The organism is Roseovarius marisflavi (assembly GCF_900142625.1).
Lineage (GTDB): Bacteria > Pseudomonadota > Alphaproteobacteria > Rhodobacterales > Rhodobacteraceae > Roseovarius > Roseovarius marisflavi.
Genome location: NZ_FRBN01000035.1, coordinates 1 through 24,437 on the forward strand (window position 1 = coordinate 1; position 24,437 = coordinate 24,437).

Sequence of the window (24,437 nt, forward strand, 5' to 3'; positions counted from 1 at the left end):
AAACCAAGACGCCCCGTGCTTTGCCCTGAACGCTTGCTGTTCGATGTGCGGAATGGGACCTGGCTGGTGGAAACCATCTGGGCCAGCCGCCATGTGCGTCGCGCTAACAGGTCGAACACAAGACTGCTTCTGACAAGACCCCATCCACAAAAAAAGGTACTTGCAAAAAAGGAGCCATCCACACAGGACCAAAGCGGGTCAGTTGTGAGTGACATTCAACATCAGAAGCTATCATGTAGACATTCGTTGGGTAGTTTTAGTCGCGAAGGACCGCGTTCTTCATTTCGAGCGACAATTCAGAAGGGCCCAATCAATCCGGCGGATGCAATCGTTGGAAAGCGGTCATTCGAGCGGCGTGCAGCATCGGTAACTAATGGGATGTACCGGCTGCTTCACCCAGCAGGTTAGGCTTTGCCTATTTCTGCAAACAGGAGAAGTAGCTATGAAATCCAAAAAACCAGAAGATATCGGCGAAATCGCAGTCATTGGCGTCGATATCGGCAAAGACACATTCCATTTGGTTGGCTTTGATCAATCGGGTGAGCGCGTCTTGCGTAAGAAGATCAAACGCTTGTCGTTGAAGTCAGTCTTTGAGGAATTGCCGCGTTGCGTCGTCGGCATGGAAGCCTGCATGAGCGCGCACTTTGTCAGCCGCATGCTGCGTGCGCTCGGTTTTGAGCCCCGGATCATTCCTGCGATCTATGTGAAGCCTTTCAATAAGGGTCAAAAGAACGATTACAACGATGCCGAAGCAATCGCGGAAGCGGCTATGCGCCCAAACCTGCGGACGGTTACCGAAAAAAGCCAGGATCAGTTGGACCTGCAGGCGATGCATCGGGTTCGTTCGCGGCTGGTGGCACGCCGCACCGCCATCATCAATCAAATCCGTGCGTTCCTGATTGAGCAAGGCATTACAGTGCGGGCGGGACGGCACAGATTGCAGAGCTCGTTTGAGACCATCTTAGAAAACCGCCGCGCCGAAATCTCCCCGCGAATGCGCCGCACGCTCCTTGGGCTATATGGCGACTGGCTTTGGGTCGATGAAAGGATCAAATCGATCTCGTCGGAGATCGAGGAAATCAGCCGAACAGAGGAAAACAGTGCCAAGGTCATGACTGTTCCTGGGATCGGCCCGCTTATCTCGACGGCTATTGTAGCTGCCATTGGCAAAGGCGAGGTGTTTGACAGAGGCCGAGACTTTGCCGCTTGGCTCGGCCTCGTTCCACGTCAGTTCAGCACGGGTGGGCGTACCATCCTTGGTCGGATCAGCAAGCGCGGCAACAACTATCTAAGGATGCTCTTGGTGCAAGCCGCAAACGTCATTCTGATGCGACCGCACCCTGGGATGCGATCGGGCTTGGCTCGTGGCTGCGCGGGGTTGTGAGCCGAATGCCGCACAGTAAAGCCGCTGTTGCGCTGGCCAACAAGCTGGCACGCACTGCCTGGAGCGTTCTACGCCATGGCAAGAAATACACGGTTGTTGGAGATGAGGCTTTGGACGCAATCTGACGCGCCCGAGGTCACAAAGACGTTCGCGAAGGAGAACAGCTTGGAACGGAGACAATACGCCCCCAGAATCTGAGAGCCCAGATGGTCATGATCGACCTGGTCACTAATGAGATCAAGGCGCGTGCATAACCCACAATGGCCACGGCCCGCGAGCCGATAAACAGGCCGGATACATATCAGCGACTACCGCTAGCCACGCCAATATCTCACTTGCGAACAGCAGCCGGTACATACATTGGGCTCGATACCGCTGCTCGCTGCGTAGCGCACCGAGGTCCGCTTTGCCGCAAGTCAGAAGGTTTTGGCTTTATAGGCCCAGAGCCTAGGCTTTCACCTCAACCAATTGTCCGGCGATCAGGTGGGTGATCTCTGCCGCGGCCTGCGCCACCGCCGCGCCGAACTCGGCAATCTGGGCGTCGGAAAAGCGGCTGCTGGGGCCAGAGATCGACACTCCCGCGCAAGGTTCGCCCCGGTCGTTGAAGATCGCGCTGCCGATGCAGGACATGCCATCATAGCGCTCGTTTCGATCAAACGACCAGCCGCGCGCGCGGGTTTTTTCCAGATCTGCAAACAACGCCTTGGGCGTGACATGGGTGTGCTCGGTGAACTCTTTCAGGCCCGCGCCCTTGAGCACGGTCAAAAGCCTGTCCTCGGGCAGGGCGGCCAAAATCGCCTTGCCGGTGCCGGAGGCATGCATCGGTGTGCGCGATCCGGGCGGAAAGAACGCGCGGATCGGGTTTTGGGTTTCAACCTGGCCGATGAACACCACCTCGGCGCCGTCGCGCACCGCAAGGTTGGCGGTTTCGCCGGTCTGTTCCATCAGGCGGCGCATGACCGGGCGCCCGACATCCGACAGGTTCGTGCGCTTGAGAAAGGCAACCCCGGTGCGATAGGCCTCGATCCCGATGCTCCAGTCCTGACGCTCGTCGTCAAAGCGCACGAAGTCGCGTTTTTGCAGAGTGGTCAGAATCCGGTGCGTGGTCGCGGTCGGGATGCCAAGCGCCAGCGACAGATCAGTGAGCGTCGCGCGATCCTCGCGCGCAACGGCCACCAGGACGCTCAGCGCGCGATCCAGCGATTGCATGGTCCCGGCAGAGCTTTCGCTGAACTGGGATTTGGGGCGGCCACGGCCGCGTTTGGGGGGTGTCACGGCGCAGTTTCCTTTCGGTGGACATTTGCATGCAATTAAAAATTATTTTCATTAATAATGAAAGGGTGAATATGAAAAAAGAAAAACAATACAAAAACAGTAATTTACGTATTTTATTTTATAATTGAAAAATGCTTTCAAGAAAATTGCATAGAATCGTTTCCTGCGCCAGTATCAGAGCATAACCAAAAAGGATCACGGCTATGTCAGATCAAAATCCAGTCTTTATTCCGGGCCCCACCAACATGCCCGACCGGCTGCGTCGCGCGATGCAGGTTCAGACCCAGGACCACCGCTCGCCCGCGTTTGTTGAAACACTGACCCCGGTTCTTGAGGGCTGTAAAACGGTCTTCGGAACGGCCAATGGAACCATCATCACCTTCCCCGCCAGCGGCACCGGCGGCTGGGAGGCGGCGATTTCCAACACGCTCAGCCCCGGCGACAAGGTTCTTGTGGCGCGCTATGGCATGTTCAGCCACCGCTGGATTGATATGTGCCAGCGTCACGGTCTTGACGTGCAGATCATCGAATGCCCCTGGGGCAGCGGTGCGCCTGCAGACAAGTTTCAAGAGGCGCTGAGCGCCGATACCGATCACACCATCAAGGCGGTTCTGGTCACGCATAATGAGACCGCAACCGGGGTGAAGTCCGATATCGCCGCCGTCCGCCGGGCAATGAACACCGCCAACCACCCGGCGATGATGTTCGTCGATTGCGTCAGCTCGCTTGGCTCGATGGATTTCCGGATGGATGGCTGGGGCGTTGATATCGCCGTGTCCGGCTCGCAAAAGGGCTTCATGCTGGCGACCGGCATGGCGATCCTTGCGGTCAGCCCCAAGGCGATTGCCGCGATGGAGACCGCCAAACTGCCGCGCACCTTTTTTGATTTCCGCGACATGATGGGCGCCAATGCGGCGGGCGGATATCCCTATACGCCGCCGTTGCAATTGATCTATGGCATGGCCGAAAGCCTCAAGATGCTGTTCGAGGAAGGGCTTGATAATGTCTATGCCCGCCATCACCGGCTTGCGACCGGGGTGCGCCGCGCGGTTGACGCCTGGGGGCTCAAACTTGTGGCGCAAAGCCCGGACCTTTATTCTGATACGGTCAGCGCGGTGTTCGTGCCCGAAGGCTTTGACAGCAACGCCCTGATCGAGCATGTTTTTGCCACCTATGGTGTCAGCTTTGGCATCGGCATGGGCGAAATGAACGGCCGGGCGTTTCGGATCGGCCATCTCGGAAGCCTGACCGACACGATGGTCCTGTCGGGTCTTGCCACGATCGAAATGGCGATGGCCGATCTTGATTATCCCATTAAATTGGGCAGTGGCGTTGTTGCGGCGCAGGAATATTATCGCGCCACCACTAAACCCGCCCTGGCCAAAGCTGCCTGAAGGAGAGAGAGCAATGCTTGACATGAAAACGGCAAGCCAGCTTACGATTGACGACATGCTGGCGGCGCGCGAGCGCATCGCGCCCTATATCCATCGCACGCCGGTTCTGACCTCGTCTTATCTCAATGATCTGACCGGGGCAGAACTGTTCTTTAAATGCGAGAACTTTCAAAAGGCCGGCGCGTTCAAGGTGCGCGGTGCCTCGAACGCGGTCTTTGGTCTTAGTGACGAGATGGCCAAGCGCGGCGTCGCAACCCACAGTTCCGGCAATCACGCGCTTAGCCTGAGCTATGCCGCCGGGCGCCGTGGCATTCCGTGCCATGTGGTCATGCCGCGCACCGCGCCTGAGGCCAAAAAGGCCGCCGTGCGTGGCTATGGCGGCATCATCACCGAATGCGAGCCTTCGACCACAAGCCGCGAAGAGGTGTTTGCCCGGGTTCAGGCCGAAACCGGGGCCGAATTTGTGCATCCCTATAACGACGTGCGGGTGATCGCGGGGCAGGCAACCTGTTCGGCGGAGCTTCTGGAACAGACCGAGGGGCTTGACGCCGTGATCGCGCCGATTGGCGGCGGTGGCATGGTGTCGGGCACTTGCCTGACGCTCAGCAACCTTGCGCCGGGCGTCAAGATTTACGCCGCAGAGCCGGAACAGGCCGATGACGCTTATCGCAGCTTCAAGGCCGGTCACATCATCGCCGATGACGCGCCGGTGACGGTGGCGGATGGGCTCAAGGTGCCGCTCAAGGAGAACACCTGGCATTTCGTGTCGCATAACGTGACCGATATCCTGACCGCCAGCGAGCAGGAAATCATCGACGCGATGAAGCTGACCTGGCAGCGCATGAAAATCGTGATCGAGGCAAGCTGCGCCGTGCCGCTGGCCACGATCCTGAAGAACCGCGAGACCTTTGCCGGCAAACGCGTCGGCGTGATTATCACCGGTGGCAATGTCGATCTCGACACGCTTCCCTGGATCAAGTGAGGATACTGAAATGAACAAGCCTGTAACATTTGACGATCTCGAAGTCGGCTTTGACGTGCCCGCCCTTCCGGGCATGGACGAGGCCGATATCCAGACGCCCTGCCTTGTGCTGGATCTGGACGCGCTTGAGCGCAATATCAAGAAAATGGGCGATTTCGCCAAATCCCACGGCATGCGCCACCGGGTTCATGGCAAGATGCACAAATCGGTCGATGTCGCCCTGTTGCAAGAGCGCCTTGGCGGATCTTGCGGCGTCTGCTGCCAGAAGGTGTCAGAGGCCGAGGTTTTTGCCCGTGGCGGTATCAAGGATGTGCTGGTTTCCAACCAGGTGACGCAGCCCGAAAAGATCGACCGCCTTGCCCGCATGCCCAAGCTGGGCGCGCGCACGATTTGCTGTGTTGATGATATCAACAATGTCGCCGACCTCTCGGCCGCCGCGCAAAAGCATGGCACGCAGATCGAATGCCTTGTTGAAATCGACGTGGGCGCCGGGCGTTGCGGCGTGCAATTCGGTCAGCCCGTGGTCGATCTCGCCAAGGCGATCGAGGCCGCGCCGGGCCTGAAATATGCCGGCATTCAGGCCTATCAGGGCGCGATGCAGCACATGGACAGCTATGAGGATCGCAAGGCCAAGACCGATATCGCCATTCAGCAAGTGTCTGATACGCTTGACCTTCTTAAGGCCGAAGGTATCGAAAGCGATATCGTTGGCGGCGGCGGCACCGGGTCTTATTACTTTGAATCGGCTTCGGGCGTGTTCAACGAACTTCAGTGCGGCTCTTACGCCTTCATGGATGCCGATTACGGTCGTATCCTCGATAAGGACGGTAACCGCATTGACCAAGGCGAATGGGAAAATGCACTGTTCATCCTGACCTCTGTCATGAGCCATGCCAAACCCGACAAGGCGATTGTCGATGCCGGTCTCAAGGCACAATCGGTCGATAGTGGCCTGCCGACGATCTATGGCCGGACGGACGTGGAATATGTCAAATGCTCTGACGAGCATGGCGTTGTCGCCGACCCCAAGGGCGTGCTCAAGGTCAATGACAAGCTCAAGCTGGTGCCGGGTCACTGCGATCCGACCTGCAACGTGCACGACTGGTATGTCGGTGTGCGGAATGGCAAGGTCGAAACCCTCTGGCCGGTCTCGGCGCGCGGCAAGGCCTACTAAGACCTCGACCCCGGACAACAAGGGCGGCCCGCTTGGTGTGGGCCGCCTCTTTCAAACCTGAATACTGTTGGAGATGAACCAGATGAGCGCCAATACCGATGACGGGTTGCTGATTGTCAGCGAAGAGATTTGCGAAAAGGTCATTCGCCGTCCCGATGCCTTTTCGGCCGTCGAGGCCGTGTTCGGCGCGATGGCGCGCGGCGATGCCTATAACTTTCCGGTGGTCCGCGAGGCGATTGGTCATGCCGATGCGCTTTACGGCTTCAAGTCGGGCTTTGATCGCGCGGGCATGGTGCTTGGCGTCAAGGCGGGGGGCTATTGGCCGGGCAATATGGCCAAAGGGCTGACCAATCACCAATCGACGGTTTGCCTGTTTGATCCCGATACCGGGCGGTTGACGGCGCTTGTCGGCGGTAATTACCTGACGGCGCTGCGCACGGCGGCCTCGTCTGCGGTCTCGATCGCCCATCTGGCGCGCAAGGATGCAAAGGTGCTTGGCATGGTCGGTGCCGGTCATCAATCGACCTTTCAGTTGCGCGCCGCCGTGGAGCAGCGCGATTTCGAGCGTGTCGTCGCCTGGAACCCGCATCCCGACATGCTGCCGCGTCTGGCGGCGGTGGCCGAAGAGCTTGGCCTCGCCTTCGAGGCGGTCACGCCCGAGGAACTTGGCGCGCAGGCCGATGTGATCATCACCATCACCAGCGCCTTCGAACCGCTGATCATGGCCGATTGGATCAAGCCGGGCACGCATATCGCCTGCATGGGCACCGATACCAAAGGCAAGCAAGAGGTTGATCCGGCGCTGTTCAAATCTGCCACGGTTTTTGCCGATGAGATCGCGCAATCCATCACCATTGGCGAGGCCCAGCATGCGGTGGCCAGCGGGTTAATCGGCGAGGGTAACCTGACGGCGATTGGCGAGGTGATCAATGGCACCCATCCGGGCCGCAGCAGCGCCGAAGAGATCACGCTTTTTGACGGCACCGGCGTCGGGCTTCAGGATCTGGCGGTGGCCTCGGTTGCGGCACGGCTTGCGCGCGAACAGGGGCTGGTGACGCCCGTCGCCCTTTAAAGATAACGGTCAGGGGCGGTGCGCCGCCCCTTGCCCTCCTGCGGCTAGATGGCTTCGAAGGCGCGCAGGCTATCGCGGAAGATTTCCATGAATTCCAGCGTGATCATCGAAGGATGTTTGTTCACCGGGCGCACAAGCGCAAGACGGTGCGGAACGCTGGGCGCAAAGGCGCGAAACGCCAGACCGCGCCCCACATAGCCGACCGCATCCAGCTCGCTAATAACCGACAGGCCGACGCGGCGCAGGACCAATTCGCAGGCGGCGGTGAACTGGCGCGCCTCGATGATCGAATTCATCTCGACCCCTTTTGACAGAAATGCCTCGTTCAGCTCTCGGTAAAAGCCCGAGTCGCGGTGAGTGTGGATCATCTTCTCGTCTGCAAGATCGGCGGGGGTGATCACGTCGCGCGCCGCAAGCGGATGATCCTCGGGCATGATACAGACCGAGCGGATGTTGATGGTCTGGCTGGTGACCGCCGGGTGATTGTCGAAATTGTCGGTGATGGCAAAGTCGTATTGCTCGCCGACGATCCATTCCAGAATGCGTTCGGGGCGGTCAGGCTCTATCGTGGCGGTGACGCCGGGGCGGTCCGACAGGAAGTGCGCCAAGACCTCGGGCAGGTGGCTTGTGGCAAATCCCGGCAGACAGGCAATACGAAGATGCCCCGCCTTTCGGACGGTGAGATTACGGCTGACCTCGCCGATGTGATCGAGCATTTCCAACAGGCGGTGGATATCCGGGAGCAGGACCTGCGCCTCTTGTGTCGGGGCAAGACGCCCGTCGCGCCGGTCAAAAAGCTGAAAGCCGACCTCGCTGGCCAGATCGGACAAAAGGCGGCTGACGGCGGGCTGCGAGATACCCAAGACCTCTGCGGCGCGGGTCATCGACCCGGTTTCGGCAACGCATTCAAGCGCTTCCAGCTGTCGCAGACGCAGGCGGGTGGACATTGTCGGGGCTTTCCTGAGTCTGACCAGTATATGACAATAATGTGATATTATAAATAGGCAAAGAATAGTGGCATTGCGTTATGCGGGTTTCCGTGTAGCGTGTGCCCTGTTCGAACATCGCGGTGGACGGCTCAGCGCGGTCCGCCCTGTCACCTGGGAGGAAGACATGCACAAGACTGCCTTTGGCGCATTGCTCGCCGGAACCACGATGCTGTCGCCGATGGCGGCCACGGCGCAAACCGATATTCAATTCTGGCACGCCTTTACCGGTCGCCTTGGCGAATTGGTCGCGGCGCAGGTCGAGACATTCAACAGCGGCCAGAGCGACTATCACGTGACGGCCACCCACAAGGGAAATTATTCCGAAACCCTGAACGCCGGCATTGCCGCGTTCCGGGCGGGCGAACAGCCGCAAATCCTGATGGTCTTCGAGGTTGGCACCGCCACGATGATGTCGGCCAAGGGCGCGATCAAGCCGGTGTATGAGGTGATGGCCGATGCCGGGGCCGATTTTGACCCGGATGCCTATATCGGCTCGGTCAAAGGCTATTACACCTCGACCGACGGGCAAATGCTGTCGCTGCCGTTCAACTCGTCGACGCCGGTTCTCTGGGTCAATCGCGACGCGCTGAGCGGGGCGGGGATCGACCCCGACACCGATCTTTCTACCTGGCAGAGCGTGGATGCGACCCTCGACAAGCTCAAGGAGGCAGGCCACGACTGCCCACTGACGACCGCCTGGCAGAGCTGGATTCACCTTGAAAACCTCTCGGCCTATCATGACGTGCCCTTTGCCACCAAGGATAACGGGTTTGCCGGGCTTGATACCGAGCTGGGCCTCAACGGCCCGCTTCAGGTGCAGCATATCGCACAGATGGGCGAATGGGCCAACGAGGGCAAATTCATCTATGCCGGGCGGCGCAACGAGGGCGGCGCCAATTTCCGCGCCGGGGAATGCGCGCTCTTTACCGAAAGCTCGGCGGGATATGCCGGGATCAAGGCCGAGGCGCAGTTTGACTTTGACGTGCGCCCCTTGCCCTATTGGGACGGGGTTGCGGGTGCGCCGCAAAACACCATCATCGGCGGGGCCTCTCTCTGGGTGATGGAAGGGCATGAGGCCGAGGAATACAAGGCCGCTGCGGCGTTTTTGAACTTCCTGTCGTCAGTCGATATCCAGGCGAAATGGCATCAGGATACCGGTTATTTGCCGATCACCATCGCGGCTGGCGAAAAGACCCGTGCCGACGGGTTTTACGAGGCCAATCCCGGCACCGATGTGGCGGTGATCCAGATGACCGCGAAACAGCCGACGGCGAATTCCAAGGGGCTTCGCCTTGGGTCTTTCGACCAGATTCGCGGCATCATCGACGAAGAGCTGGAGGCGGTCTGGTCCGGCGACAAGGACGCGCAGGCGGCGCTTGATAGCGCGGCAACCCGTGGCAACCAATTGCTGCGCCGGTTTGAACAGGCCAACCGCTAAGCGGGTGTGATCGGGCCGGGCATTGCCCCGGCCCGTTTGATCAAAGGGGCGGATCATGGAAAAACGCGTCACCTTCAAAGGCTGGCTTTTGCCGCTCTGCCTGATTGCGCCGCAGGTATTTATCTCGGCGGTGTTTTTCTTTTACCCGGCGGGGCAGGCGGTGTGGCAATCGCTGTTCATTCCCGACCCGTTCGGCTTGTCATCACGCTTTGTCGGGCTTGGCAATTTCGAATACCTCCTGGGCGATCCCTATTACCGAAGCGCCTTCGTCACCACGGCGATCTTTTCGACGCTGGTCACGCTGACCGCGATGGTGCCGGCGCTGTTTCTGGCGGTGCTGGCGGACCGGCTGGTGAAATCCGCCGGGGTCTACCGCACGCTTTTGATCTGGCCCTATGCAGTGGCGCCGGCGGTGGCCGGGGTGCTTTGGCTGTTCATGTTCAACACCCGCGTCGGCGTGGTGGCCTGGTATCTGGGGCAGTTGGGCTATGACTGGAACCACGTCTTGAATCAGGGCGAGGCGATGGGATTGGTCGTCGTCGCCTCCAGCTGGGGACGGATCAGCTATAACTTTCTGTTCTTCTTTGCCGCGCTTCAGGCGGTGCCGCGTTCGATCATCGAGGCGGCGGCAATCGACGGCGCGCGGTTCTGGCGGCGGTTCTTTACCATCGTCTTGCCGCTTCTGTCGCCGACCACGTTTTTCCTCCTGGTGGTCAACGTGGTCTATGCGTTTTTCGAGACCTTCGGCGTCATTCACACCATCACCAGCGGCGGGCCGCAGCAGGCCACGACGATCCTTGTCTACAAGGTGTTTTCCGACGGCTTCGTCGGTCAGGATCTCGGATCGTCCGCCGCGCAATCGGTGATCTTGCTGGTGGTTGTCGGGCTCTTGACCGTGGTGCAGTTCAAATTTGTCGAAAAGCGGGTGCATTACTGATGGCGCGCGAGATCACAGGCATGGTCGAGCGGCGCGGCATGGGCCTCTGGCTGACGCATCTGTTGATGATTGCCGGGGTGCTGGTGATCTTCTTTCCGATCTGGCTTGCCTTCGTCGCCTCGACCGTGACCCAGCCCGAAATCGTGAAGCCGCCGATGCCGCTCTGGCCCGGTGACCGGTTTGTTGAAAACTATACCGCCGCCTTGTTTTCCGGGGTGAATGTGCCGGTGCTGACCATGCTGGCCAATTCGATGGTAATGGCCATCGGGATCGCCGTGGGCAAAATTATCATCTCGCTTTTGTCGGCCTTCGCCATCGTCTATTTTCGCTTTCCGGGGCGCAATATCTTCTTCTGGCTGATCTTTCTGACGCTGATGTTGCCGGTCGAGGTGCGGATCGTGCCGACCTATCAGGTGATCGCGGGCTTTGGCATGCTCAACAGCTATTCCGGCCTGATCTTTCCGCTGATTGCCTCGGCAACGGCGACCTTTCTGTTTCGCCAGTTCTTTCTGACCATCCCCGATGAACTGGCCGAGGCGGCGCGGGTCGATGGCGCGCGCCCGATGCGGTTTTTCTGGGATATCCTCTTGCCGATGAGCCGCACCAACATCGCGGCGCTCTTCGTGATCCTGTTCATCTATGGCTGGAACCAATACCTCTGGCCGCTTCTGATCACCACCGATCCGTCGATGAACACCATCGTGATGGGCATCAAACAGATGTTCCCGAGTGGCGATGATGTGGCCGATTGGCCGGTGATCATGGCCACCTCAATCCTGGCGATGGTGCCTCCGGTGGTGGTGGTGATTTCAATGCAGAAACTGTTTATCCGCGGGCTTGTGGACAGCGAGAAATAGGCGACATGGCAACTGTAGACCTCGACAACATCAAGAAACGCTTTGGCACGACCGAGGTGATCAAAGGCGTCAGCGTCAATGTGCAGGACGGCGAATTTGTCGTGATTGTCGGCCCCTCGGGCTGTGGCAAGTCCACGCTTTTGCGGATGGTTGCGGGGTTAGAGACGATCAGCGAGGGCGAATTGCGCATCAATGGCAGGCGCGCCAATGACCTTGAACCAATGGATCGCGATATCGCCATGGTGTTTCAGAATTACGCGCTCTACCCGCATATGAGCGTGGCGCAAAACATGGGCTATGGCCTTAAGATCGCAGGCCTGCCCAAGCCCGAGATTGCCGCCAAGGTCGCGGAGGCCGCCAGGCTGTTGCAGCTGACCGAACTGCTTGATCGCAAGCCGAAACAGCTTTCGGGCGGCCAGCGTCAGCGCGTCGCGATGGGGCGCGCCATCGTGCGCGAGCCGTCGGTGTTTCTGTTTGATGAGCCGCTGTCGAACCTTGACGCCAAGCTGCGCGTGCAGATGCGTCTTGAGATCAAGGAATTGCAATCGAAACTTGGCATCACCTCGCTTTACGTGACCCATGATCAGGTCGAGGCGATGACAATGGCCGACCGGATGATCGTGATGAACGCGGGCGTGGCCGAACAGATCGGCACACCTCTCGATGTCTACGAGCGCCCCGAGACATTGTTTGCGGCCCAGTTTATCGGCAGCCCGTCAATGAACGTGATCAAGGCAGAGGGGCGCGAGGGCGGCTTGCACGTGGGCGAGATGGTACTGCCCAACCCGACGGGGGTTGAGGGGCCGGTCATGCTCGGGCTGCGCCCCGAACATCTTGTGCCCGATCCCGAGGGCCCGATTGAAATGCAGGTCTTGCTGGCCGAACCGCTTGGCGCCAACACGCTTTTGCATGGCAAGCTGGCCTCGGGGACGGGCTTTACCGCTAGCCTGCCGGGCGTGCATCGGGTGATGGCGGGCGAGGGGGCGCTGCGCCTCACGATAGAGGCGCGCAACATGCACCTCTTTGATTCAGAGACCGGGCGGCGGCTTGGTTAGCTTGCCGATGCGTCCTCTTCGGCCTCGATCTTTTCACGCATCGCATCGCTTTCATAGGTCGCCCATGGCCGGTCGGTGCCGGTGGGCGGCAGATCGCTGGCCTTATGGTTCAGGTGCAGATGCGTCTTGGCGATGAATTTACCGGTGACCGGCGCGGTCAGGAACAGGAACAGCGTGATCATCAGCTCGTGAAACGAAAAGGTGTCGTTGATGAAATGCATATAGAGCATCGAGGCCACAAGCGCGCCACCGACCCCAAGGGTCGTGGCCTTGGTCGGCGCATGCAGGCGCATCATCGGGTCAGGCAGCTTGAGAAGCCCGAACGAGCCGACCAGCCCGAAAATGCCGCTGATCATCAGACAGGCCGAAACCAGAGTTTCTATGATCATTCCTCTGCCCCTTATTCGATAATGTCGCCACGCAGCATGAAGCGCGTGAAGGACACGGTTGAGATAAAGCCCGTCATGGCGATGATCATCGAGGCCTCGAAATAGACGGTCGTGCCTTCGAGGATGCCAAACAGCGCCAAAAGCGCGATGGCGTTGATCACCAATGTATCAAGCGCAAGGATGCGATCACCGGGGCCGGGGGACTGGATGATGCGATAGATATTCATCAACAGGGCCAGCCCGTAACAGGAAAAGGCAAACAGGAGGGCATATTCGATCATTCGAAAATCTCCTTCAGACGGCGTTCATAGCGGTTCTTGATATCGTCGCGCACCGAATCCGGGTCGGGCGCATCAAGGCAATGCACCAACAGGCTCCGGCCATCGGCCGAGAGATCGCTTGAGACGGTGCCGGGGGTCAGGGTGATGGTGCCCGCCAGCACGGTGATCGCCTCAGGGGTGCGAATGTCAAGCGGGATGCTGATCCAGGCGGGTTTGATATTGGCGTTGGCCTTGAACAGGATGATATAGGCCACCTGCACGTTGGCGACTATGATATCCCAGATCACCAAAAGCACATAGCCGATGATGCGCGGCACGCTTCTGAGGCGTGGCCGGTTTGGCCAATAGGGCGAGGTGATGACCGGAATGATCAACCCGAGGATCGTGCCCAACAGAAGGTTGCCAAGCGTCAGCTTGTTCACCAGCATCTGCCAGACAACGATAAGTGTCAGGGTCAGCAGGGGATGGGGCAGGATCTTGCGCAGCATCGTTCGCCCTCCGTCAGCGTTGGCCGAGAACGGCGTCGATATAGCCGCTCGGGGTGTGAATCTGATCCGCCGTGGCCTCGACAAAGCCGGTCACCGGGCCTGCAAAGACCGACAGGGCGATGATCCCCGCCAGCAGGGTAAAGCTTGCCACCAGCGGCAGGGCCGGGGGGCGCGGGGCCGCAACGGGCGCGGTTGCGGCGTCTTCAGCCGGCGCCTCGGGCGTTTCGGTTTTCCAGAAGACCGTGCTGCCGGCCTGGGCAAAGCCAAGGATGCCGATCAGCGAGGTGACAAGGATCACTGACCAGATCAGCCAGACCTCGGGCATGTCGCGCGTGGCGTCGAGGATCAAAAGCTTGCCGATAAAGCCCGACAGCGGCGGCATCCCGGCGCTTGCAATCGCCGAGGCGAAGAACAGCGTCGCAATCAGCCCGTGCTGCGCCATGCGCGGGGCGGGTGTGATCGCGCCTCGTACCTCGCCGCGCTGCGCGCGCACCAGATCGACCACCAGAAACAACAGCGCGCCGGCAAAGGTGGAATGGATCATGTAATAGATCGCCGCTGCCGTGGTGTCCGGGCGAAAGCCCGAGATCGCAATCAACAGCGTCCCCATCGAGGCAATCGCCGCAAAGGCCGCCAGCCGCCCAAGCCGCTTGGCGCCCAGAATGCCGATCATCCCCACCGCCAGCGTGACCAGCGCCGCGAACAGGATCAGCGGCGCGATGATATCCGCCGTCGCGCCAAGTTCCGGCCCAAAGACCAGCGTGTACATCCGCAGGATCGCATAGGCGCCGACCTTGGTCATGATCGCGAACAGCGCCGCCACCGGGGCCGGGGCCTCGGCATAGGTTTCCGGCAGCCAGAAATGCAGCGGCAAAAGGGCCGCCTTGATCGCAAAGACCAGCAGCAAAAGCACCGCGCCGACCCGCAACAACCCGCTGTCGCCCACCGGAATATCCGCCGCCCGCTCGGCCAGATCAGCCATGTTAAGCGTGCCGGTCACCGCGTAAAGCGTGCCAAGCGCGAACAGAAACAGGGTAGAGCCAAGCAGGTTGTAGATCACGTATTGCACGCCTGCGCGCAACCGCCGCCGCCCGCCGCCGTGGATCATCAGACCATAAGAGGCAATCAGCAGCACCTCGAAGAATACGAAGAGGTTGAAGGCATCGCCGGTCAGGAAAGCGCCGAAAATGCCCATCAGCTGAAACTGGAACAGGGCGTGGAAATTGTTGCCGCGCTGATCCCAGCCGCTGCCGGTGGCGTAGAGCAGGACCACAAGCGCGAGCGCCGCCGTGATAAGCACCATCAGCGCCGAGAGGCGATCCAGCACCAGCACGATGCCAAAGGGCGCGGGCCAGTTGCCAAGCTCGTAAACCTCGATGCTGCCGCTGGCCGCAACGACGGTCAGACCAAGGGCAATCACCAGAAGCGCGATACAACTCGCCAGCGAAAAGATCCGCTGCAAACTGGGGTGAAACCGCAGTGTCAGCGTGATGATCGCCGCCATCACGGCCGGCAGAACAACAGGGGCGATGATCCAGTGGTTCATGCTTCGCCCTCCTGCTCGGCGGGGGTGTCCGAGGTAATGTTGACCGTATCGCTGCGCGACGACAGGTAAGAGCCAAGCGCCATGATCACGATCACGGCCGTCATCCCGAACGAAATCACGATCGCTGTCAGCACAAGCGCCTGCGGCAGAGGATCGGTGTAGGTGTCCACTCCGTCACGCAGCACGGGCGGCGCGTTGATCACCAGCCGCCCGGTGGCGAACAGGAACAGGTTCACCGCATAGCTGAGCAGTGAAATGCCGATGATCACCGGGAAGCTGCGCAGGCGCAGCATAAGGTAAATCCCCGCAGCGCTGAGCGCGCCAATTGCGCTTGCCAGTAGCATTTCCATGTTACTTGCCCCCCTCGTCGGTGCCGTCTGCGTCTGCGCGGGCCGGGTTGATATCCATCGGGAAGATGTTGACGGTCTCACCGGTGCGACGTGCCATGCTCGAGAGGCTGTTGAGCGCAAGCATCACCGCGCCGACCACGGTCAGGAACACGCCGGTGTCAAAGGCCATCGCGGTGGCCCATTCGAATTTCTCGATCGGCGGTAGCGTGATATAGCCATAGGCGCTTGTCAGGAACGGCTTGCCCGCAAGCCAGGCGCCAAGGCCAGTCAGGCTTGCGATCAGAACGCCGACACCGATGGTGGCATGATAGGTTACCCGCTGGCGCGACTCGGCCCAGGCAAAGCCGGAGGCCATGTATTGCATCAGGAAGGCAATCGCGACGATCAGACCGGCAATAAACCCGCCGCCCGGCTCGTTATGGCCGCGCAGGAAGATAAACGCGCCGACCATAAGGGCAATCGGCATCATCACCCGCGTCGCCACCACCATCATAAGCGGGTGACGATCACCGGCCTCGCGGTATTTGGTCATGTCCCAATTCGCCAGCCAACGCCCGCCGGCCCCCTTGAGGACGGTATCGGTCAGCGCATAGATCACCAGTGCCGCGATGCCCAGAACGATGATCTCGCCGTAGGTATCAAAGCCCCGGAAATCCACCAGGATCACGTTGACCACATTTGTGCCGCCGCCGCCCTTGTAGGAATTGGCAAGGTGAAAGGCGGAAATGCTTTCAAAGGCGAAATCGCTGATCAGGATGGCATAGGTCAACCCGGTCACCGCAACTCCGCCGCCAATAGCGATGATCGCATCGCGCATCCGGCGCGCGGGGCTGCTTTCAATCGGGGTGGTGCGCGGGATGAAGTTCAGCGCCAGCAACAACAGGATGATCGTCACCACCTCGACCGAGATCTGCGTCAGGGCAAGATCGGGCGCCGAGAAGTAGACAAAGCCAAGCGACACGATCAGCCCGACAATCCCCATCAGCATCAGCGCCAGAAAGCGGTTGCGATGGAAGGCGACAAGCCCGATCGTTGCGGTGATCAGCAACAGCCAGCCAATCGCTGGCACCGCTGCAATCGGCAGCATCTCGCGGGTGGCAGGCAGGGTTTCACCGCCCGCCCAGGCCAGCCATCCGGCCGCCAGAACCGTCACCGTAAAGGTCGCGCCATTGCGCGTCAGCGCGCCGTTGTGCACGCCGTTGGTGAAGGCGCGGCTTGCAAGGGTGGCGGCGCGGGTGACGGCGTCAAACATGGTTTTCGCCTCGGGGCGCGGGGTCGCCAGCCAAAGCCGCATCATGGGCGCATGCAGCGCCAGAAGGATCGCTCCGCCCAGAACCGCCGCGCCGGACATGAACAAGGCGGGCGTGATGCCATGCCAGATCTTCAGGTGAAACTCGGGCAAGGCACCGCCAATCACGGCCCCCGCACTGGCGCGCACAAGCGGCTCTGCAAGGAATGGTGCAAGGCCGATGGCCACCACAAGCACCACAAGAAAGGCCGGTGCCGCCCACATGCCAAAGCCCGGATCATGCGGCTTGGACGGGTAATCGTCGCGCACCGGGCCCCAGAACACATGCACGATATAGCGAAACGAATAGGCCACCGAGAACAGCGCGCCCAGGGTGGCAAGCGCGGGCACGATCCAGTGATTGCCCTGCCAGACGGTATGCGAGGCCTCTTCAAGCATCATTTCCTTGGACAGGAAGCCGTTCAAAAGCGGAATGCCCGCCATCGACAGCGCCGCGAAGGTGACGATCACAAAGGTGATCGGCATCAGGTGGCGCAAACCGCCAAGGCGCTTGATGTCCCGGGTATGGGTCTCGTGATCGACAATGCCCGCCGACATGAACAGCGCCGCCTTGAAAGTGGCGTGGTTGATAATGTGAAACACCGCCGCGACGGCGGCCATCTTGGTGCCAAAGCCAAGCAGCATGGTGATCAGGCCAAGGTGGCTTACGGTCGAAAACGCCAGAAGCGCCTTGAGGTCATCCTTGAACAGGGCGATCTTGGCGCCGATAAGCATGGTGATCAGGCCCGTCGTGGCCACGATATAAAACCACTCGGGCGTGCCGGCCAGAACCGGCCACATCCGCGCCATCAAAAACAGCCCTGCCTTAACCATCGTGGCCGAGTGCAGATAGGCCGACACCGGCGTCGGCGCGGCCATGGCATGCGGCAGCCAGAAGTGGAACGGGAACTGCGCCGACTTGGTGAAACAGCCCGCGAGGATCAGCAACAGGGCCGGAAGATACATCGGATCGGCCTGAATGGCCTCTTTCTGGGTGAGGATCACGCTCAGGTCATAGCTTCCGACGATATTGCCGAGGATCAGCATGCCCGCGATCATCGCAAGCCCGCCGGTGCCGGTCACGGTCAGCGCCATGCGCGCGCCCTGACGGCCCTCGGGCAGGTGCTTCCAATAGCCGATCAAAAGGAAGGACGAGAGCGAAGTAAGTTCCCAGAATACCAGCAAAAGCAGGATGTTATCAGACAGGACAATGCCCACCATCGCGCCCTGGAACAACAGGAGGTAGGTGTAAAACTGACCCATCGGGTCTTCGCGCGACAGGTAGAACCGCGCGTAGAGAATAATCAAAAGGCCAATGCCAAGGATCAGCCCGGCAAACAAAAGGCCAAGCCCGTCGAGCATGAAATTGACGTTCAGGCCAAGCTTGGGCAGCCAGGGGAGCTGAAACTGAAGCACCTCGCCGTGCATCACCGCAGGCGCACAGAGCAACAGCAGCACAAGCGCAAGGATCGTCGGGGCGGCGGTAAAGGCGGCGCAGGTGTTGCGCCCGGCCTGAATCATCAGCCCCGGAAACAAAGCCCCCAAAAACGGCAGTGCCGCAATTATCGGCAGAAAGCTCCCGGCGGTGTCCATATGTGTCGTGCCCCCGTTTCGTCCATCCCTGTCAACCGGGCCAGTCAGAGCACCACGTCGGCGGGCGCATTTTTCAGACTATTTCAGTCGATCATCGGTAATATACGGCGGGGTTTGGGCGCTACAACCCGAATCCGGTCGATTTTCTCGAAGGCTTTTCAAAAGCGGCCCTTTGGCGACGCATTTCAGGGCGTTTCGGGTCGCTTGCCAATGCCGTTCAAAAATACCCCGATCGCCAGAGTGCGCCGCGCCGCCATATGGGCCGAGGTCGGCACGCGCGCCGGATCAAGCAGCGATTCAAGCGGCCAGGGGCGCACCATATCAAGCAAAAGCGCCGCCGCCTGTGCGGTATCGTCGATCTTGACCTCGTCGCGCGCGACGCCCAGGTCAAGTTCGTCTTTGATGATCTGGTGGTCGACGGCAAAAATCCTGTCGACAAGATCGCGCCCGACCTCTGGGGCGGTTGGCGTTTCCGCGATGATCAGGCGCAGCACCTCAAGCGGCAGGCCAAAACCCTTTTGGCGCGGGCGCTGTGACAGCAACCGCTCCAGACGCGCGGCAATCGGCAGGCTGCGGTCTTCGGCGGGAAGCGGGCGGATGAAATCATCGCCAACCCTGTGCAGATAGGCGCGCAAAAGCGCGGTGCGGCTGGCGAAAACCGAGTAGAGTGTGCGCTTGGACATGCCTGCGCGCGCGGCAAGACAGGCCATGGTCGCCCCCTCAAGGCCCGCGTCGTTGTAAATCGATTCGAGGGCGGCAAATATCTCGGTGCGGCGGGCCTCGGCGGTTTGGGTGATGGGGCGTCCACGCCTGAATTTGCCCGCTGCGTCGGCATTTTCGAGGTTCTGGCACATTTTTACCGCTCCAATTCGCGCGCTTTTCAAAGGTCGGGGTTGCCTTTCGAAAACGCGTCATATTTATGGTACTGAGTGGTTTTATAAATGCCCGAGCGCATTTGCGGCAATAGCTAATCTTGAAAGGGGTCACCATGCCTTCAGTCTCGCGTAGTCTCGTGTCGTTGGTGGCCTGCATGGCCTTTGCCCCGATGGCGGCGCACTCGCAGCAATCGCAGGGCCCGACATCGGTCACCGTGGTGACGGTTCAGCCGCAAAGCGTCACCCTGACCTCGACCTTGCCGGGGCGGGTTGCGGCCTCGGCCGAGGCCGAAGTGCGCCCACAGGTCAACGGCATCATCACCGAGCGGATGTTCGAGGAGGGGGCGGATGTCGAGGTCAACGCGCCGCTCTATCAGATCGACACCGCCACCTATGAGGCCAGCGTGCGACAGGCCCGCGCAGGCGTGACGCAGGCCGAGGCCCAGTTGCGCGCCGCCGAACGCGAGGCGGTGCGCCTGCAAGAGCTTCAGGCGCGCAATGTCGCCAGTGAGCAGGCATTGGACGAGGCGACGGCAACCCGCGATTCCGCCTCTGCCGGGCTGGAACTTGCGCGCGCGCTGCTCAACTCTTCCGAAATCGAGCTGTCGCGCACCACGATCCGGGCGCGGCTTTCGGGGCGCATCGGTCTGTCCCAGACAAGCCAGGGCGCATTGGTGACCGCCAGCCAGGCCGAGCCGCTGGCGGTGATCCGCAAGATCGACCCGGTTTATGTGGACGTAACGCAATCTGCCGCCGATCTGTTGCGGTGGCGGCGCGGCGAGACCGAGCGCGCCCTTGCCGGGGCCGATGGCACGGTGCGCCTCAAGCTGGCGGATGGCTCGATCTACGACGAAACCGGCCAGTTGAAGGCCGCAGAGCCGAATGTTGACCCGCAAACCGGGGTTGTCACCCTAAGGATGCAGTTTTCCAACCCCGATATGCTTTTGCTGCCGGGGATGTATGTGCAGGTCGATCTGCCTGTCGAAGTGGCCGAGAACGTTTTTCTTGTGCCGCAAGAGGGCGTGATCCGCGACCGGCGCGGGCGTCCTTTGGCCTGGGTGGTCAATGGCGATGGGGTGGTCGAGGCCCGCGACATCACCATCCTGCAGGACCGCGCAAGCGACTGGGTTGTCGATAGCGGCCTTGAGGCGGGTGACAAGGTCATCGTGGCGGGGTTTCAGAAAACCGCGCCGGGGGCGAATGTCGCCCCGCAAGAGCGCGCCGCCGCAAGCGCGCCCTCTGAATAATTCAAAGGCTGAGGGACGCGTAGCATGGCACGTTTTTTCATTGATCGCCCGGTCTTTGCATGGGTCATTTCAATCCTGTTGATGGGGGTCGGCATTCTGGCGATCCGCCTTTTGCCGGTGGCGCAATACCCGCAGATCGCGCCGCCCTCGGTGACGATTTCGGCCAATTACCCCGGTGCCTCGGCCAATACGGTCGCCAATACGGTCACGCAGGTCATCGAACAGCAGATGACCGGCCTTGATGGGTTGCGCTATTTCTCGTCAAGCTCGACCTCGTCGGGCAGCGCAGAGATCGTGCTGACCTTCGAGACCGGCACAGATGCCGATATCGCGCAGGTCCAGGTGCAGAACAAGCTTGGCCAGGCGACACCGCTTTTGCCCGAGATCGTGCAGCGACAGGGCATCACGGTCGAGAAATCCTCGGCCGGGTTTTTGATGGTGATCGGGCTTATCTCGACCGATAACTCCCTCGAACAGGTCGATCTTTCGGATTACCTCGTGTCCAACCTCGTGGACGAGCTTAGCCGGGTTCAGGGCGTCGGCTCGGTCAGTGTGTTTGGCGGGCAATATGCCATGCGGATCTGGCTTGATCCGGCCAAGCTTGCGGCCTTTGAATTGACGCCCTCGGATGTCGTCGCCGCCGTATCGGCGCAAAACGCCCAGATCTCGGCGGGCTCTTTCGGGGCGCGCCCCACGGTCGAGGGGCAGCAATTGAACGCGACGATCACCGCGCAATCCCTGCTGAGCACGCCGCAGGATTTCCGCCAGATCGTTTTGCGCGCGGAAACCGATGGCGGGCTTGTCCTGCTCGATGATGTGGCGCGGGTTGAAATCGGGGCCGAGAATTACGCCACCTCGGCGCGGTTCAACACCGATCCGGCCGCCGGGATGGCGATCACGCTTGCGCCGGGATCAAACGCCTTGGACACGGCGCAGGAGATCAAATCGCGGATGGCCGAATTCGCCCGTTTCTTTCCCGAGGGCGTCGAATACGTCATCCCCTATGACACCACGCCATTCGTGACGATTTCCATCGAGGAAGTGGTCAAAACCCTTTTCGAGGCCATCGGCCTTGTGTTTCTGGTGATGTTTTTGTTCCTGCAAAACCTGCGCGCGACGCTTATCCCGACGCTGGCGGTGCCGGTGGTCTTGCTGGGCACCTTTGGCGTGCTGGCCGTGGCGGGATTTACCATCAACACGCTGACCATGCTGGCGATGGTGCTGGCGATTGGCCTGTTGGTGGATGACGCCATCGTCGTGGTCGAAAACGTCGAGCGCATCATGGAGGAAGAGGGCCTTTCGCCGCGCGAGGCGACGCATAAATCCATGGGCCAGATCAGCGGCGCACTGATCGGGATCGCGCTTGTCCTGTCGGCGGTCTACGTGCCGATGGCGTTCTTTCCCGGCTCGACCGGGGTGATCTATCAACAGTTCGCCATCACCATCGTCTCAGCCATGGCCCTGTCGGTTCTGGTCGCCCTGACGCTGACGCCAGCGCTTTGTGCGTCGTTGCTCAAGGCAAAAAACCACGCGCCCAAACGCGGGCCGTTTGCCTGGTTTAATACCGGGTTTTCGGGGCTGACCAATGGCTATACCGGCACGGTGCGCTGGTCCGTGCGCCGCCCGGTGCGGGTGTTCGTGGTTTACCTTGCGATGGCGATCGGCATGGCGTTCCTGTTCGTACGCACGCCGACCGGGTTCTTGCCCGAGGAGGATCAGGGCATTCTCTTTACCCTGATCCAGACCCCGACCGGTGCCACAGCAGAACGCACCCTTGAGGTCGTCAAACAGGTCGAGGATTATTACCTGACGCAAGAAAGCGACGTGGTGAATTCGGTCTTTGGCGTGGTCGGCTTCAGTTTTGCAGGCAGAGGTCAGAACATGGGCCTTGGCTTTGTCCAGCTCAAGGATTGGGACAAGCGCACAGCACCCGGCCAAAGCGTGCAGGCGCTTGCGGGGAGGGCCTTTGGCGCCTTTAGCCAGATCAGCGATGCGATGGTGTTTCCGGTGGTGCCGCCCTCGGTGATCGAGCTTGGCAATGTCTCGGGCTTTGACTTTTATCTTCAGGCGCGGGGCGGTCAGAGCCATGACGACCTGTTGAGCGCGCGCAATCAGCTTCTTGGCATGGCAGCGCAAAGCGCGGTGATTGGCTCGGCGCGGCCCAACGGGCTTGAGGATGCCGCGCAGTTCAACCTTGATATCGACTGGCGGCAGGCCGGCGCGATGGGCCTTACCCCGACGGCTGTGGGCGAGTTGCTGCGGATCGCCTGGGCCGGAAGTTATGTGAACGATTTTATTGATCAGGGCCGCATCAAACGGGTCTATGTGCAAGGCGATGCCGAGGCCCGCGCGACGCCCACCGACATCGACAAATGGCGGGTGCGCAATGCCAGCGGCGGCCTTGTGCCCTTCTCTAACTTTTCCGAAGGGCGGTGGGATTACGGCGCGCAGGGGCTCTACCGTTATAACGGTATTCCCTCGATGCAAATTCAGGGCTCGCCCGCGCCCGGCATCTCGACCGGCGATGCCATGGCTGAAATGGAGCGGTTGGTGGCCCAGCTCGGGCCGGGATATGACATCGCATGGACCGGCTTGTCGCTGGAAGAGCGCGACTCGGGAAGCCAGGCGCCATTGCTTTATGCGCTCTCGCTTGCGGCGGTTTTCCTGTCACTGGCCGCGCTTTACGAGAGCTGGTCAGTGCCCTTCGCGGTGATGCTGGCCATGCCGATCGGGGTTCTTGGCGCGCTCAGTGCGGCCTGGCTTGGCGGGTTCGACAACGGGGTGTTCTTTCAGGTCGGCCTTTTGACGGTGATCGGCCTGACCGGCAAGAACGCGATCCTGATCGTCGAATTCGCCCGCGAGCGCTATGATCAGGGCGAGCGTGTGATCGACGCAGTGGTCGAGGCCGCGCGCCAGCGATTCCGCCCGATCATCATGACGTCGATGGCCTTTTCGCTTGGGGTCCTGCCACTGGTCCTTAGTTCCGGCGCAGGCTCTGGCGGGCGCAACGCCATCGGCTCGGGCGTGCTTGGAGGGACGATTTCGGCGACGGTTCTGGGGGTGGTCTTCGTGCCGCTGTTCTTTATGACAGTGACCCGCCTTGTCCGGCGCAGCAGGCGGTCAGAGTAAAGCCCCTGCGCCAGTCAACGGCGCGCGGGTGCCATCCGGATGGCACCGATGGTCGGAGCAAGGGATTGCAGACGCGGATGTCTTAGAAGGTGTCGTAAAATTGTTTCCCGATAGACGAATTGCCTATTAAGGTTGCTTGCACAAAGCAAAGAGCGTTGGCTTTTGCCTATTGTCACGACGTGACGCAATGAAAGTTTGAAGAGAATGAAGAGGTTTGGCCTTGATGCGACGGATATTCGCATCCTTAGTGCCGTTCAGCAGCACGGTCAGCTGAGCAAAACCAAGCTGGCCGAGATCGCCAATATTTCTGCCACCCCCTGTTGGGCGCGCCTGGACCGGCTAAAGGCGGCGGGGTATATCCGCGGCTATCATGCCGAAATCGCGCTTGATCAGATTGCCGATTTCACCCAGGTCATCGTCACCGCATCCCTGACCCACCACCGCAAGGCGGATTTTGACCGCTTCGAGGCGTTTATCCGAAATCTGGACGAGATCACCGAATGCATCGCAACCGGGGGCGGCGTGGATTACATCATGAAGATCGTCAGCCCGAGCCTGTCGTCGTTTCAATCCCTGATGGATACCCTGCTTGCGGCCGAACTTGGGATTGATCGTTACATGACCTACTTTGCGACTCGGCGGGTCAAACTGACCCAGCCCAACATTGCAAAACTGGCGGCGAAAGAGCCAAGGT

Annotated in this window: 20 protein-coding genes and 1 pseudogene; 12 read left to right on the top strand and 9 right to left on the bottom strand. The window is 60.4% G+C overall.

Annotated elements, in window-relative coordinates; translation table 11 throughout:
- Positions 1-442 precede the first annotated feature (442 nt).
- Positions 443-1,509 (top strand): annotated as a pseudogene (locus BUB78_RS18090) (IS110 family RNA-guided transposase).
- Positions 1,510-1,831: 322 nt separating this feature from the next.
- Here BUB78_RS18090 and bhcR read toward each other — a convergent pair.
- On the bottom strand, positions 1,832-2,659 hold the full coding sequence (gene bhcR / locus BUB78_RS18095; protein ID WP_073200542.1) for an HTH-type transcriptional regulator BhcR: 828 nt from the start codon (positions 2,657-2,659) through the stop codon (positions 1,832-1,834).
- A gap of 203 nt (positions 2,660-2,862) precedes the next feature.
- Here bhcR and bhcA point away from each other — a divergent pair, with 203 nt between their 5' ends.
- The 4 genes from bhcA (at position 2,863) to bhcD (ending at position 7,281) form a co-directional block, all read left to right on the top strand.
- Positions 2,863-4,053 carry an L-aspartate--glyoxylate aminotransferase BhcA gene (gene bhcA / locus BUB78_RS18100; protein ID WP_073200544.1) on the top strand — a complete coding sequence of 397 codons (1,191 nt, stop codon included), beginning with the start codon at positions 2,863-2,865 and terminating at the stop codon, positions 4,051-4,053.
- A 13-nt stretch (positions 4,054-4,066) separates the two neighbouring features.
- Positions 4,067-5,035 carry a beta-hydroxyaspartate dehydratase BhcB gene (bhcB, locus tag BUB78_RS18105; RefSeq protein WP_073200546.1) on the top strand — a complete coding sequence of 323 codons (969 nt, stop codon included), beginning with the start codon at positions 4,067-4,069 and terminating at the stop codon, positions 5,033-5,035.
- A 10-nt stretch (positions 5,036-5,045) separates the two neighbouring features.
- The gene (bhcC, locus tag BUB78_RS18110) at positions 5,046-6,209 is read left to right on the top strand and encodes a 3-hydroxy-D-aspartate aldolase BhcC (RefSeq protein ID WP_073200548.1); all 1,164 of its coding nucleotides are present in this window, start codon (positions 5,046-5,048) and stop codon (positions 6,207-6,209) included.
- An 82-nt stretch (positions 6,210-6,291) separates the two neighbouring features.
- The gene (gene bhcD / locus BUB78_RS18115; protein WP_073200577.1) at positions 6,292-7,281 is read left to right on the top strand and encodes an iminosuccinate reductase BhcD; all 990 of its coding nucleotides are present in this window, start codon (positions 6,292-6,294) and stop codon (positions 7,279-7,281) included.
- A 44-nt stretch (positions 7,282-7,325) separates the two neighbouring features.
- Here bhcD and BUB78_RS18120 read toward each other — a convergent pair whose 3' ends face one another.
- Positions 7,326-8,228, bottom strand: coding sequence for a LysR substrate-binding domain-containing protein (locus tag BUB78_RS18120; RefSeq protein WP_073200550.1), 903 nt, complete (start codon positions 8,226-8,228; stop codon positions 7,326-7,328).
- Positions 8,229-8,394: 166 nt separating this feature from the next.
- Here BUB78_RS18120 and ugpB point away from each other — a divergent pair, with 166 nt between their 5' ends.
- From ugpB to BUB78_RS18140, 4 genes are read left to right on the top strand one after another with little or no spacing between them, the layout of a single operon-like run.
- The gene (gene ugpB / locus BUB78_RS18125; RefSeq protein WP_073200579.1) at positions 8,395-9,708 is read left to right on the top strand and encodes a sn-glycerol-3-phosphate ABC transporter substrate-binding protein UgpB; all 1,314 of its coding nucleotides are present in this window, start codon (positions 8,395-8,397) and stop codon (positions 9,706-9,708) included.
- Between the two features lie 55 nt (positions 9,709-9,763).
- Positions 9,764-10,645, top strand: coding sequence for a sn-glycerol-3-phosphate ABC transporter permease UgpA (gene ugpA, locus BUB78_RS18130; protein WP_073200552.1), 882 nt, complete (start codon positions 9,764-9,766; stop codon positions 10,643-10,645).
- A 20-nt stretch (positions 10,646-10,665) separates the two neighbouring features.
- On the top strand, positions 10,666-11,502 hold the full coding sequence (gene ugpE / locus BUB78_RS18135) for a sn-glycerol-3-phosphate ABC transporter permease UgpE (protein WP_073200581.1): 837 nt from the start codon (positions 10,666-10,668) through the stop codon (positions 11,500-11,502).
- Positions 11,503-11,507: 5 nt separating this feature from the next.
- Positions 11,508-12,557 (top strand): ABC transporter ATP-binding protein, encoded by a 1,050-nt coding sequence (locus BUB78_RS18140; RefSeq protein WP_073200554.1) that lies wholly within the window; start codon positions 11,508-11,510, stop codon positions 12,555-12,557.
- On the opposite strand, the gene BUB78_RS18145 is transcribed toward BUB78_RS18140, so the two are convergent.
- From BUB78_RS18145 to BUB78_RS18175, 7 genes are all read right to left on the bottom strand, one after another.
- Positions 12,554-12,946 (bottom strand): Na+/H+ antiporter subunit G, encoded by a 393-nt coding sequence (locus BUB78_RS18145; RefSeq protein ID WP_073200556.1) that lies wholly within the window; start codon positions 12,944-12,946, stop codon positions 12,554-12,556. The genes BUB78_RS18140 and BUB78_RS18145 overlap by 4 nt on opposite strands.
- An 11-nt stretch (positions 12,947-12,957) precedes the next feature.
- Entirely contained in the window at positions 12,958-13,227 is a 270-nt protein-coding gene (locus BUB78_RS18150; RefSeq protein WP_073200558.1) for a K+/H+ antiporter subunit F, read from the bottom strand.
- The gene (locus tag BUB78_RS18155) at positions 13,224-13,715 is read right to left on the bottom strand and encodes a Na+/H+ antiporter subunit E (protein ID WP_073200559.1); all 492 of its coding nucleotides are present in this window, start codon (positions 13,713-13,715) and stop codon (positions 13,224-13,226) included. The genes BUB78_RS18150 and BUB78_RS18155 overlap by 4 nt, the downstream gene beginning before the upstream one ends.
- Positions 13,716-13,728: 13 nt before the next feature.
- Positions 13,729-15,261, bottom strand: a complete 1,533-nt coding sequence (locus BUB78_RS18160) for a monovalent cation/H+ antiporter subunit D (RefSeq protein ID WP_073200562.1) — start codon at positions 15,259-15,261, stop codon at positions 13,729-13,731.
- Positions 15,258-15,611 carry a Na+/H+ antiporter subunit C gene (locus BUB78_RS18165; protein WP_073200563.1) on the bottom strand — a complete coding sequence of 118 codons (354 nt, stop codon included), beginning with the start codon at positions 15,609-15,611 and terminating at the stop codon, positions 15,258-15,260. Before BUB78_RS18165 ends, BUB78_RS18160 begins: the two co-directional genes overlap by 4 nt.
- A gap of 1 nt (position 15,612) precedes the next feature.
- Positions 15,613-18,492, bottom strand: a complete 2,880-nt coding sequence (locus tag BUB78_RS18170) for a monovalent cation/H+ antiporter subunit A (protein ID WP_073200566.1) — start codon at positions 18,490-18,492, stop codon at positions 15,613-15,615.
- A 185-nt stretch (positions 18,493-18,677) separates the two neighbouring features.
- Complete coding sequence (locus BUB78_RS18175) at positions 18,678-19,346, bottom strand: TetR/AcrR family transcriptional regulator (RefSeq protein ID WP_073200568.1); 669 nt, start codon at positions 19,344-19,346, stop codon at positions 18,678-18,680.
- Between the two features lie 134 nt (positions 19,347-19,480).
- Between BUB78_RS18175 and BUB78_RS18180 the strand changes: the two genes are divergently transcribed.
- The 3 genes from BUB78_RS18180 to BUB78_RS18190 form a co-directional block, all read left to right on the top strand.
- Positions 19,481-20,614, top strand: a complete 1,134-nt coding sequence (locus BUB78_RS18180; protein ID WP_073200570.1) for an efflux RND transporter periplasmic adaptor subunit — start codon at positions 19,481-19,483, stop codon at positions 20,612-20,614.
- A gap of 24 nt (positions 20,615-20,638) precedes the next feature.
- Positions 20,639-23,743, top strand: a complete 3,105-nt coding sequence (locus BUB78_RS18185) for an efflux RND transporter permease subunit (RefSeq protein WP_073200573.1) — start codon at positions 20,639-20,641, stop codon at positions 23,741-23,743.
- A 204-nt stretch (positions 23,744-23,947) separates the two neighbouring features.
- A partial coding sequence (locus BUB78_RS18190; RefSeq protein ID WP_073200575.1) for an Lrp/AsnC family transcriptional regulator occupies positions 23,948-24,437 on the top strand: 490 nt, incomplete at its 3' end.